Annotated in this window: 10 protein-coding genes; 4 read left to right on the forward strand and 6 right to left on the reverse strand. The window is 69.8% G+C overall.

All coding sequences use genetic code 11. The annotated features are described in order from the left end of the window. The first annotated feature begins 241 nt into the window (after positions 1–241). Genes D892_RS40765 through D892_RS0109075 form a run of 3 tightly spaced genes read left to right on the forward strand, consistent with a single transcriptional unit; the run spans position 242 to position 3,539 of the window. Positions 242–1,768 (forward strand): aldehyde dehydrogenase family protein, encoded by a 1,527-nt coding sequence (locus tag D892_RS40765; RefSeq protein WP_051499553.1) that lies wholly within the window; start codon positions 242–244, stop codon positions 1,766–1,768. Beyond that, complete coding sequence (locus tag D892_RS0109070) at positions 1,765–2,604, forward strand: SDR family oxidoreductase (protein ID WP_024800934.1); 840 nt, start codon at positions 1,765–1,767, stop codon at positions 2,602–2,604. The genes D892_RS40765 and D892_RS0109070 overlap by 4 nt, the downstream gene beginning before the upstream one ends. A 47-nt stretch (positions 2,605–2,651) precedes the next feature. Then, positions 2,652–3,539, forward strand: a complete 888-nt coding sequence (locus tag D892_RS0109075) for a PfkB family carbohydrate kinase (protein ID WP_024800935.1) — start codon at positions 2,652–2,654, stop codon at positions 3,537–3,539. Between the two features lie 8 nt (positions 3,540–3,547). Here D892_RS0109075 and D892_RS0109080 read toward each other — a convergent pair whose 3' ends face one another. From D892_RS0109080 to D892_RS0109090, 3 genes are all read right to left on the reverse strand, one after another. Next, positions 3,548–4,228 (reverse strand): nucleoside/nucleotide kinase family protein, encoded by a 681-nt coding sequence (locus tag D892_RS0109080; protein WP_198036863.1) that lies wholly within the window; start codon positions 4,226–4,228, stop codon positions 3,548–3,550. A gap of 333 nt (positions 4,229–4,561) precedes the next feature. Further along, positions 4,562–5,272 carry a cyclase family protein gene (locus D892_RS0109085; protein WP_024800937.1) on the reverse strand — a complete coding sequence of 237 codons (711 nt, stop codon included), beginning with the start codon at positions 5,270–5,272 and terminating at the stop codon, positions 4,562–4,564. After that, the gene (locus D892_RS0109090) at positions 5,269–7,707 is read right to left on the reverse strand and encodes a serine/threonine-protein kinase (protein WP_051499555.1); all 2,439 of its coding nucleotides are present in this window, start codon (positions 7,705–7,707) and stop codon (positions 5,269–5,271) included. Before D892_RS0109090 ends, D892_RS0109085 begins: the two co-directional genes overlap by 4 nt. A 283-nt stretch (positions 7,708–7,990) precedes the next feature. Here D892_RS0109090 and D892_RS0109095 point away from each other — a divergent pair, with 283 nt between their 5' ends. Further along, the gene (locus D892_RS0109095) at positions 7,991–9,394 is read left to right on the forward strand and encodes an amidase (protein WP_051499557.1); all 1,404 of its coding nucleotides are present in this window, start codon (positions 7,991–7,993) and stop codon (positions 9,392–9,394) included. On the opposite strand, the gene D892_RS0109100 is transcribed toward D892_RS0109095, so the two are convergent. The 3 genes from D892_RS0109100 to tilS all read right to left on the reverse strand — a co-directional run bounded on the left by D892_RS0109100 (position 9,385) and on the right by tilS (position 12,321). Then, the gene (locus D892_RS0109100) at positions 9,385–10,269 is read right to left on the reverse strand and encodes a LysR substrate-binding domain-containing protein (protein WP_024800940.1); all 885 of its coding nucleotides are present in this window, start codon (positions 10,267–10,269) and stop codon (positions 9,385–9,387) included. The genes D892_RS0109095 and D892_RS0109100 overlap by 10 nt on opposite strands. Positions 10,270–10,657: 388 nt before the next feature. After that, the gene (gene hpt / locus D892_RS0109105; RefSeq protein ID WP_024800941.1) at positions 10,658–11,248 is read right to left on the reverse strand and encodes a hypoxanthine phosphoribosyltransferase; all 591 of its coding nucleotides are present in this window, start codon (positions 11,246–11,248) and stop codon (positions 10,658–10,660) included. A gap of 56 nt (positions 11,249–11,304) precedes the next feature. Further along, the gene (gene tilS, locus D892_RS0109110; protein ID WP_051499032.1) at positions 11,305–12,321 is read right to left on the reverse strand and encodes a tRNA lysidine(34) synthetase TilS; all 1,017 of its coding nucleotides are present in this window, start codon (positions 12,319–12,321) and stop codon (positions 11,305–11,307) included. Position 12,322 lies beyond the last annotated feature (1 nt).

Below are 12,322 nucleotides of genomic sequence, written 5' to 3' on the forward strand. Positions count from 1 at the left end.
CGCGAACGCCGAGCCCCGAGCAACCGAGACGACCGGTCCACAGGCAGCCGAGGCCACCGAACCACCAGCGACCGGGACCACCGAACCGCAGGCAGCCGCGACCACCGATGCATCGGCGACCACTGCGCCGCAGGGAACGACGACGATCCCCGAGCGACAGCCGGCCGAGAGCGCCGAACCGCAGGCCGCCGAAGCAGACGGACCACAGGCGGCCGAGGCAGACGGACCGCAGGCGGCCGAGATCGAGGTTCACAACCCCGCGACCGGCGAGGAGGTCGGCCGGGTGACCGTGGATTCCGCGGACGAGGTCGCGGCGAAGGTCGATCGGTTGCGGCAGCACCAGCCGGAATGGGAGGCCATCGGTCCCGCGGGCCGCAAGCGGTGGCTGCTGAAGTTGCAGGACTGGCTGATCGACAACACCGATCACCTGGCCGACGTGCTGCAGTCGGAGACCGGCAAGCCGCGGATGGACGCGCTCATCGACCCCGGCTTCGCGGTGGATCTGATCGGCTACTACGCGCGCCGGGCCGGGAAGTTCCTCGCCGACGAGCATCCGTCACCGCACAGCCCGCTGGCCCGGGTCAAGCGGCTCACCACCGTCTATCGGCCGTACCCGGTCGTCGGGGTGATCACGCCCTGGAACTTCCCGCTGGCCATGCCTGCACTGGACGTGATTCCGGCGCTCGCGGCGGGCGCCGCGGTACTGCTCAAGCCGTCGGAGGTGACGCCGCTGTCGGCCCTGGAGCTGGCCCGCGGCTGGTCCGAGATCGGCGCGCCGCCGGTGCTGTCGGTGTCCACCGGCGCCGCGGAAACCGGTGCGGCCGTGGTGAATACCGTCGATTACGTGCAGTTCACCGGATCCACCCGGACCGGCCGGGCGATCGCCGCGGCATGCGCGGAGCGGCTCGTTCCCTACAGCCTGGAGCTCGGTGGCAAGGATCCGGCGCTGGTGCTCGCCGACGCCGATCTCGATCGCGCCGCCTACGGCATCGCGTTCGGTGGCCTGTTCAATGCCGGGCAGGTGTGCATCTCGGTGGAGCGGGTGTACGTCGAGGCACCGGTGTACGACGAATTCGTCACCAAGCTGACCGAGCACGTCCGCGAATTACGCCAGGGCGCCGACGGCCGCGAATCCCGTTACGACATCGGCGCTCTCGCCAGTCACGCGCAGCGCGACGTCGTAACCCGCCACGTCGATGACGCGATCGCCAAGGGCGCGAGGGCCGTGACCGGAGGCAGGCCGACCGGCGTCGGCACCTTCTTCGAACCGACCGTGCTGGTGGATGTCGACCACGGCATGGCGTGCATGACCGAGGAGACCTTCGGCCCGACCCTGCCGGTCATGAAGGTGGCCGACGAGGCCGAAGCCGTTGCGCTGGCGAATGATTCGATCTACGGGCTGTCGGCGTCGGTGTGGACCGGCGACCGGGCGCGCGGCGAACGCATTGCGCGGCAACTGGATGCGGGCGCGGTGAACGTCAACGACGTCTTCGCCAACCTGTTCAACTTCGCGCTGCCGATGGGTGGCTGGCAGCAGTCCGGCGTCGGCGCCCGGTGGGGCGGCGCGGAGGGGCTGCGGAAGTACTGCCGCAAGCAGGCGGTCACCGCCCCGATACTGCCGACCCAGCAGAAGGAACTGTTCTGGTTCCCCTACAGCACAAGGAAACTCGGCTTCGCGTTGACGGCCATGCGCGCGGCCGGCGCCCGCGGCCTGCGGCGCCTGGGAGTCCGGGACGTGATCAACACCGTGGGAGGTAAGGGCAAGTGACGGAGTTCGGAACGATCCGCGGCAAGGTAGTCGTCATCACCGGTGGAGCCCGCGGGATCGGCCTCGCCACGGCCACCGCGCTGCAGCGGTTGGGCGCGAGGATCGCCATCGGCGACGTGGACGAGACAGCGGTGAAGGAGTCCGGCACCGCGCGGGAGTTCGACCACTACGGTCGGCTCGACGTCACCGATCAGCAGTCGTTCGCGAATTTCCTCGACGAGGTGGAGCGGCAGCTGGGCCCGATCGACGTGCTGATCAACAATGCCGGAATCATGCCGACCGGCAAGCTGATCGACGAGCCGGACGCGCTCACCCGGCGCATTCTCGACATCAACGTGTACGGCGTGATCCTGGGTTCGAAGCTGGCGCTGGAGCGCATGCTGCCGCGCCACAGCGGGCATGTCGTCAATATCGCCTCGCTGGCCGGCGAGACCCACATTCCGGGCCTGGCCACCTACAACGCCAGTAAGCACGCGGTGCTCGGCTTCACCGACACGCTGCGAGAGGAGTATCGCGGCAGCGGCGTGTCGTTCTCCTCGGTGCTGCCGACGCTGACGAACACCGACCTGGGCTCGGGCGTGACGGCGCCGAAGCTGCTGCGGCCCGCCGAGCCGCAGGAGATCGCGGAGGCCATCACCAAGCTGCTCGTCCAGCCCCGCTCCAAGGTCCGGATCACCCGCGTGGCGGGGGTGTTCTCGCAGGTCTTCGGCCTGATGCCGCAATCGGTCGCCGACAGCATCGGCCGGGCGATGGGTTCGCAGCGCGCCTTCCTCGACGACGTCGACTCGGGCGTCCGCAAGGCCTACGAGCAACGCGTGCGCACCGGGACGGAGTAGACCGCGCCGGTCCGCCCGGACGGGGCCTCGGTGGTTACTCTCGCCCTATGGCCACAGCGGTGTTCGTCGGGCTCACTACGCTCGATATCGCGTACGCGGTGCGGCGCTATCCGGACGAGGACAGTAAGACCCAGGCGCAAAACCAGTTTCTGGGGGCGGGCGGGCCGGCGGCCAATGCCGCGGTGGCCTGCGCGTTCCTGTCCGGCCGCACCCCGGCGCTGATCACCGCGCTCGGCGAACATCCACTGGCACAGATGATCCGGCGCGACCTCGACGATCACGGGGTCGCCCCGCTGGATGTCACGCCGGCGAGCGGCCGTCAACCGCCGGTCTCGTCCATCGTCGTGGCGACCGAGACGGGCACCCGCACCATCGTGTCGCTGGACGGCGCGGAGATATCGGCGCCGTTCGAGGCGGGCCAGCTCGGGCCGCTCAACGACGCCGCCGTCCTGCTGATCGATGGCCACTATCCCGAACTCGCGATCGGATTCGCCACGGCCGCCAGGAAATCCGGGGTCACGGTGGTGCTGGACGCCGGTCGGTGGCGGCCGGTGCACGCCGAATTGCTGCCGCTGACCGATATCGCGATCTGCTCGGCCGCCTTCGCACCGCCGGACACCGACGGCTCCCCCGACCAGGTACTCGACCGGCTGCGCGCCCACGGCGTACGCCAGGCGGCGATCACGCGGGGCGGCGGTTCGATGCACTGTTCGGCCGATGGCCACCGGGTCGACATCGAGACGCCCGCCGCGACCGCCGTCGATACGCTGGGCGCGGGCGATATTCTGCACGGCGCCTTTTGCCACTATCACAGTGCCGGGCAACCGTTCCCGGAGGCGCTACGCAACGCGGCGGCCGTCGCGACGCTGTCGTGCGAATATCTCGGTACCCGAGAATGGATGCGGCACCTGCCTTCTCGGCCTCCGCGGACATGACCAGCCGATCAGAGGACGCGGTAGCGCCGCCCGGCGGCCCGCAGCACCAGATCCGCGCGCTCGCGGGTGGTGGCGACGAGTTCGGCGTTCAGCAGATCGCTGTCGGCCACCTTCGACCGGGCGAACTGCTCGCTCTTACCGCCGTGAACATGTCGGCGCACCAGGCGTTTTCGTAGTACATCGGCGGGGGCGTCGACATACCAGACCTCGTCGAGGTACTCCCGCACCGAGGACCAGCCGGCCGGCCCGACATCGTCGAACAGCAGGAAGTTTCCCTCGGTGATGGCGATCCGCTGCCGGTCGAACACCACCCCGCCGGGCACCGGCTCGTGCCGCAGGCGGTCGTAGGAGGGCAACGAAACACGCTGTCCCGGTGGCGTTTCCCGGAGGGTGCGCAGGCCGTCCAGATATCCGGCGACGTCGAAGGTATCGGGCTCGCCCTTGCGGGCCAGCGCGCCCGCGACCCGCAGTTCCGCGTTGGTCAGGTGAAATCCGTCCATCGGCGCCACCTCGGCCACGGCCTTGCCGGCCTGCTCGTTCACGGTGTCGCGCAGGGCCGCGGCCAGCGTCGACTTGCCCGCGCCGGGCGGCCCGGCGATGCCGAGCACGTAACGACCGTCCCGGTTCGCGGCCCGGTCGCGCACGCGCGCCGCCAGTTCCGTCAGCGATATCTCGCCCTCACCGACCACGTGCCCGACCCTACCGGGACCGCCGGCCGATCCCGCCAGTCGGCCTGTCCCCGCCGCATCCCTCCCCAGCCGTCCACGGCTGGGGAACGCGCACGAACCATCCGAGCGCCACCACACCGACACAGCCGAACACCGTCATATCGGCGCTCTCGGCCGGAATCCGTCTACAACACGGGTATCCCGGCCGAGGGTGCCGGAATGACTGTCGAGTGGTGGGCAGCGGCACCACTATCCGAACGACACAACGATCCGATCGGCCCGGCCGCCGGCTCCCCAAGCGGCACCGGTTCCCTGAGCGAATCGGGCGCATCGGCCGGCACCGTCGGCGGCCGCTCAGCACGGAATCAGCGCATACACTCCCGCGGGCGACCCCGATCCGCCGCGGTGAATCGCACCACCCGCCAGCACCCACGCACCGGTATCCGGCAGGTCGGCGAGGTTGGCGAGGCATTCGAGGCTGATGCGGTGCTCGCGATACAGCAGCTTGGATACGGTGTAGGACTCGTCGGTGCCGAGATCGGGCCCGAACGTGTCGATCCCCAGGGCTCCCCGGCGTCCCAATCGGCCGGTGTCGAGCAGCCAGCGCACCGCCGCTGGCGCGAATCCCGGCTGGTGACCCGAGAATTCACCCGTTCCGGCGAAAGCGGGTGTGCCCCACAGCCCGTCCCACCCGGTCCAGGCGACGACGGCGGCGCCGCGCGGAATCGGCCCGAACCGCCGCTCCCAGGACTGGAGATCCGCCACGGTGATCGCGTAGTCCCGATTCCCCGAGCACTGCGCGCGGACATCGATCCGCACTGCCGGAAGCAGCAGGTCCTCGGGGCCGAGCCGATCAGCGGCGAGGCCGTCCGGATCGAAGTGAATCGGTGCGCCCCAATGAGTCCCGGTGTGCTCGCCCTGACACACCCGGCGCAGGTAGTACCCGTCGTGTTCGATGGTGGCGACGGTCTCGGCGGTGAACTCGGGATCGCCCGGGTACAACGGTGTCGTAGCCGGGTCGTGCACATGCGACAGGTTCACGATCCGCGCGAACGGCGCGGTCACTTGCTCCCCTTGAAATGCGACATGCGCTGAGCCGCAGCGGGGTCCACCACCCGCTCCAGGGCGCGCAGATCGGCCTCGAGCGCCCGGAACAGCACATAGGACGCCACGAACGCGACGATCGCGCCCACACTCAGCACCCGGACCGCCACGACCACCCGCGGAATATCTTCCGGCGGAAGCAGAGTCACCCCGGCGACCGCGAGCAGCGGTACCGATGCCGCCACCGCCAGGTAACTGGTGGCGCGCCGGCCCAATCGGCGCAGCCGTTGCGCATCGCCGGCGCTGACGTCGCCGTGCCGCAGGAACACCGGATAGATGCAGCGCATCGTGTACAGCGCCACCAGGAAGAACGGATAGGCCACCGCCATCGCGCCGCACACCAGGACCGAGGACAGAAAATGCAGCACGGCCTGCATGCCGACCTCCCCGGTGGCCAGCCGCAGCGCGACCGGAAAGGTGATCGCGGCAACAACCCACGCCGAAAAGGCCACCATCACCACACGATCCGCCATCAGCAGCGCATCCACCCGCGCTCGCGCCAGCTCCGCCGGATCGTATTCGCGTCCCCGGCTCAGCCCTCGCGGCACCGTGATCAGGCGGCGAGACAGATACGCCAGCACCGCGACTCCGATCGGCCACAGTACCGCGTTCACCGCAGCCGTCACGAGAATGAACGTCTGCTGGGACGGCTGGCCCAGCCGCTCGATGATCAGCGACCTGTTGTGCTGGATGTTGTACAGCGCCGCGGCCACATTCGGAATCGCGATGGCCAGTGCACCCAGCGGCACCCGCCACGCCCGCAGCAACAGCCGCCAGCTGCCCGGCGGCGGATCGACCAGATCACGCGCCCGTTCATCCAGGCACAGCTGTAGCTGCTGTGCCAGCTTCTCCCCACTCGCCCAGCGGTTTTCACGTTCAGCCGCCAAGCAGGTCAGCAGCACCCGGCGCAGTGCCGCCGGGCAGTCGGCCGGAAGTTGTTCCAGCGCCTCGTCCTCCACTCCGGCGCGACGCCGCCGCAGCATCCTGGCCAGGGTCGTCGCATCACCGTACTCGTCGGCCGTATCGTCGTCGAAAGGCTTTGCGCCGGTGAGCAGTTCCCACAGGACGACGCCGAGGGAGTAGATGTCCGCGCGGGTGTCCAGATCATCGGCCGTGCGGTCACAGCCGGGATGACATGCCTCCAGCTGCTCCGGCGACATGTAGGACAGCGAACCGCCGAAGTAGGCGACCGGACTCGTGCCGGTCAGGGTGCGGCTGAAGCTGATATTGAAATCGGCCAGCTTGGGCACCGCCTCCGCGGTGAGCAACACGTTGGCCGGCTTCACATCGCGATGCAGCACTCCCTGCACGTCGGCGTACGCCAGCGCCTCGGCCAGCCGCCGCCCCAGCCACGCCACGGTCTCCGGCCAGGACAGGCCGGCGATCTCGGCGCGCACGCTGGAGTCGGTGGGCCGGATCTCCCCCTTCTCCTCCATCGCGGCGTCGACGGCGTCCAACAGCAGCCGCCCGCTGCGCAGCGCCGCCGGGGTGGCGCGCACCCAGCGCAACACCCCGAGCAGGGTGCCGCCGGGCAGAAATTGCATGTACAGCAGGCGAAGTCGGCGTGCCCGCGGATCGGTGCCCGCGGCCGGATCGAATTCCTCGAGCAGCCGCTGGTCGAAGACCCGCACGATGTAGTCGTGGTCGAGCTGGGCCAGCGTCTGCGGTTCGGCGCCGCGGTCGGCGGACAGCTTCACCGCCACCAGCCGCTGCATACTGCGCTGCCGGGCCAGGAACACCCGCGCGAAAGCGCCGCTGCCCAGCGCCGTCAGCAGCTCGAAATCGTCGAAGCGCTGGCCGATCTCGATGGCGTCCAGGGCATCGAACCGGCTGCCCGACGGTTCGACGGATTCGACCAGCAGGTCGGCGGTGGTACGGGTCGACGCGGCGGTCCAGGTGCCCGAATCGTCCGGCGGTCGCGCGGTGTCGGTGAGATCGGGGCCGGCCCGCCGGGTGCTGCGATCCTCGTCATCGGCGTTCAGCAGTTCCCGCAGTTGCCGGGCATGCTCCGGATATTCGCGCAGGCATTCGCGCGGATCCACTCGTTCCCCGCTGTGGCGGCGGATCACGAACTCCTCGTACACCAGGCTTGCCGGAATCGTCTCCGGCGCCAGCTCCGGGAATTCCGCGCAGTATTCGCGCAGCCGCTTGGTCGGTACCGCGGACCGCTCCGCGCCCGGAGCGGACAAACGAGACAACCACCGGTAGCGCATGTCGATCCGGATCAGCTCGAGCAGGGCGTCCCGCCGCAACGTCCGGGCGTCGGGCAGGTAGTCGGCGATCACCGGCGGCCGGGAGGCGGACTCCCACGCCGTGGCGAATGCGGACACCGCACCGAATTCGATTCCGGCCGTGGGGCGTCCGAAGAACCCACCGAAGTCGGAGCCGTCAACCATATCCGCACCCATCCAGACCTGTCGCACCGACCGCGGACCGAAATCCGCACCGGTCGGTCGGCGGTGGGGCGGATAGAATCCGCCACACCCGAGACCATCATCCCCGAGCGTTGCCCGAAATGATAATTTGCGCGTCGACACGCAACCACCCCATTTCGACCACGACGCGACGGGGGCAAGCAGGATGCACAACGACGGCACGGCGCTAGCGGACGGCATCTCACCAGCGAATACCTCCCCTGAGACACCGACGCCCGGCACCGGCGCCACGCAGGAGGTACCGGTGGGCGCGAACGAGGCGACCGACCCGGCATCGCCACGGGTACCGGATCCGACCACGGCGACGGCGATCGCGGCCGCGGTGCGCGACGGTGCGTTGCGGCCCGAGCAGATCGTCGAGTCCGCACTCGATCGCATCCGGGCCGGGGACCCGAAGGTCGACGCCTTCAGCCTGGTTCGCGGCGAGCGGGCCCGGGCCGAGGCCGCGGAGCTGGCCGACCGGCCGGACCTCGACATGCTGCCGCTGGCCGGTGTGCCGCTCGCCGTCAAGAACAACATCGACGTCGCGGGCGAGGTGACCCTGGCCGGATCGCTGGCCGGTGATCGACAGCCTGCCGCGGCGGACCATCCGGTCGTGCGACGACTGCGCGCGGCCGGGGCGGTGATCGTCGGGCTCACCGAGACACCGGAGTTCGGGCTGTGGGGCACGACCGACACGCCCGAACGAATCGCCCGCTCACCCTGGAACATTCGCTACAGCGCGGGCGGTTCGTCGGGTGGCTCGGGAGCCGCCGTGGGCGCCGGCCTGGTGCCCGTGGCGCACGGCAACGACGGCCTGGGGTCGGTCCGCATCCCGGCCGCCTGCTGTGGCGTCGTGGGGGTCAAGCCGGGCCGCGGCGTGGTACCCGCCGAAGTCGGCCTGGACTCCTGGGACGGGATGACCGAGAACGGCGTGCTGGCGACCACGGTCGCCGACGCCGCGCTGATGCTGTCGGTGCTGGCCGACCGTCCCGCGCTGGCCGAACTGGATCCCCCGGCGCAGTTGCGCATAGGCGTGACGGTCACCGCGCCGTCGCCGCTGCTGCGGGTGGACCCGCGGTGGGCGGGCGCGGCACGCACGGCGGCGCAGACCGCCGCGGCCGCCGGACATGTCGTGGCGGATGCCGATCTGCCCGACGCCGGCGCACCGACCGCGCTGGCGCTGCGCTGGCTGGCCAACCCGGTGCGCGAGGCCGCCGCGCTGCCGAATCCCCGGCTGCTACAGCGGCGCACCCGCGCACATCTGGCCCTCGGCCGGGCGGTGCTGCGCACCGGACTGGTCCGCCCCGGACAGATCGACCGCATCGAGTCCCGGCTGCTGGATTACTTCGACGACCACGACGTGGTGCTCACGCCCACACTCGCCGCCGCGCCACCGCGCGCGGCCGCCTGGCACCGCCGGGGCTGGGTCGCCAACGCATGGACCAGCATTCGCTTCGCGCCCTTCACCGCGCTGTGGAATCTCGTCGGCTGGCCGGCACTGAGTGTGCCGATGGGCATCCATCCCCGCACCGGAACCCCGCTCGCCGCACAGTTGGCCGGTCCACCGGGAAGCGAATCCACCCTGCTGCGCCTGGCCGCTCAGCTCGAGGCCGCACGCCCCTGGCGACGGGTCGCCGGCGCGCCCGGAGACTCCGCTCAGTCCTGAGCCTTGTCCGGCGCGCCGAATCCGCCGGCGAGCACGCGGTTGGCGAAATCGAGGATCGTCGGCCGATCGTCGTCGGCCCGCCAGGCCACCGCCAGCTCGCACGGCGGCAGCCCGGTCACCGGGCGCGCCGACAATCCGGGCCACCGATACATCGGCACGTTGTTCTCCGCCAGCAGGCAGACGCCCAGGCCCAGACTCACGGCCTCGAGGCGCTCCTCCGCCGTCGCCGCCTCGCCGCCGATCTTCGGCTGCCGGCCGCCGCGGGCGTCGTTGCCCAGCCAGAACTCGCGCGCGGCGCCGGCCTCCGGGGGCATCGCGACGAACGGCTCGTGGGCCAGGTCGGCGAATTCGATCGCCTCCCGCTCGGCCAGCGGATGATTCTCCGGTAGCAGCACCCACCGCGGCTCGGTGCGCAGCACCTGCCAGCGGTACCGGCCGGCGTCGGGGACCGGCAGCCAGGTCAGCGCCAGATCGGCCTGACGCCCGGACAGCCCGCTGGAGGGATCGGTCCACGACGCCGAGTGCAGCGCCAGCCGGTGCCCGCTGGCGCTTTCCAGATCGGCGATCAGGCCGCGGCCGATCGAACTCTGAATTCCCACCCGCAGCACCTCGCCCGCCTCCTGCAGGGCGACGTTGGTGACCTCCCACAGCTCGAGAATCTTGCGCGCACCCTCGAGCAATTCCTTACCGGCCACGGTCAGCGCGACACTGCGCTGATTCCGGTCGAACAGCACCACGTCGAGCTGCCGCTCGAGCTGGCGGATCTGCCGCGAGAGGGTGGGTTGAGCGATGTGCAGCCGCTGAGCGGCATTCGTGAAGTGCAGTTCCTCAGCGACGGCGACGAAATACCGCAAGTCGCGCAAATGCGGGTCCATAGCCCCTTGCTATCAGAATCGGTTCTAAAAATCCAGCTGGTTCAGACCTCAAAGTTTAAAAGTTCGCCTGAAAACAGCCATCAGGTTTGTTACTGCCAGCATATTACCTAGACAAAACGGGCGCACGGCCGCCTCCGCGAATTCGCAGAAAATCCAATCTTCAACCGACCCGGCGGGCCATAGAAGTAGGCGACCAGGAGTAATCCGGGCCACTCCCCACCGGCGACAGATGAGTTTCCTCGCCCGCGATGCAGACCACCGGGTCTCAGCAACACTCGACACGCGGAGACACGCGGACAGTGCAATCAAACTGTGACATTTATCACACACATTGTGTGGCGCGACAAAACACGCCGAATGCGGTTAGTCGACCGGGCCCGCGGCCCGGTCACTCGCCGCTGTACACCTTGGGATCCAGCGTGCCGATGTACGGCAGGTCCCGGAAGCGCTCGGCATAGTCCAGCCCGTAACCGACCACGAATTCGTTGGGGATGTCGAACCCCACGTGCGCGACCTCGACCTGGGAGCGCAGCGCGTCGGGCTTGCGCAGCAGCGTCACCACCTCGAGCGAGGCCGGGTTGCGGCTGGACAGATTGCGCTGCAGCCACGACAGCGTGAGACCGGAGTCGATGATGTCCTCGACGATCAGCACGTGCCGCCCGGCGATGTCCTTGTCCAGGTCCTTGAGGATGCGCACCACGCCCGACGAGGACGTGGACGATCCGTAGGAGGACACCGCCATGAACTCCATCTGGGTCGGAATGGGCAGCGCCCGAGCCAGATCGGTCATGAAGAAGATCGCGCCCTTGAGCACGCCCACCAACAGCAGATCGCCCTCGGGCCCGATCGAGGAGCTCGTCCCGCCGGCCCCTGCGGCATCTCCCGCATAGCGTTTCGCGATCAGCTCGGCCAGTTCCTCGACCTTCGCCTTGATCTGTTCCTCGGTGATCAGCACCGACGCGATGTCGTCCCCGTACACGTGCGCTGGTTTCCCTTCACTGAAGTCCGATCACGGCGCCGGCGCCACCGGGATCACTATCGTGCAAAACGCAGGGTCAGCTTCCCATGTTCGCGCGTGGCAACCAACCGGATCCCCGGCTTTCCGCCGCCGACGGCGACTCCGCCCTGTCCGCGCCAATCCGTGACCAGCGCATCCACGGCGCGTAAATGCTTGTCGGTCAACGCCTTTGCGCCCCCAGCCAACAACCAGGCACGGATGGCGCGCCGACGCAATGCCGCGGGGGCAGTGGTGAGAGTCTCTATCGACAACTCCGGACCGTCGGTCGCGGTGTCCAGCAACTGCCCGGCAAGCATATCGAGGACGTCGCCGTCCTCGCGTAGCTGTTCCGCGGTGCGGGCCAGCGCCGTCGCCACGCCGCCGCCGAGCACCTCCTCCAGCTGCGGCAGCACCTCGGTCCGCAGCCGCACCCGGGTGAACTCGGTCGCCCGGTTGTGCGGATCCTCGTACGGGTGGAGCCCCAGATCCGCGCACAACTGCCGGGTAGCCTCGCGCCGCACCCGCAGCAGCGGGCGCCCCCACGGGTCGGAGAACTCGGCCATCCCCCGGATCGACCGCGCACCGGAACCGCGCGCCAGGCCCAGCAGTACGGTTTCGGCCTGATCGTCGAGGGTGTGGCCGAGCAGTACCGGAAGCCCCTCGCGGGCCTCGTCGAGCGCGGCGTATCTGGCCTGCCGGGCCGCCGCCTCCAGGCCGCCGTCGTCACCCACCTCGACCGGGAGCACCCGGACCGCCCGGCAGCCCAGCGATTCCGCCGCCGCGGCCGCCTCCGCGGCCACTCGGTCCGAACCCGTCTGCAGCCCGTGATCGACGATCAGGGCGTCGACCACCTCGGCCTCGGCGAGCGCGGCCGCGGTCAGCGCCAGCGAGTCGGCGCCGCCGGACAGCGCCACCGCGACCACACCGGTGGGTGCATACCGCGCCAGCCAGTCCCGCAGCGCGTGCCGCAGATCCAGAGCCGCCGACGTACGCGGCAGCGGCCGTCCTCCGGCGGGCGCCGCCGACGTCCTGCGGGATGCGCCCGGCGGCCCCATC

The sequence above is a fragment of the Nocardia sp. BMG51109 genome (assembly GCF_000526215.1).
Lineage (GTDB): Bacteria > Actinomycetota > Actinomycetes > Mycobacteriales > Mycobacteriaceae > Nocardia.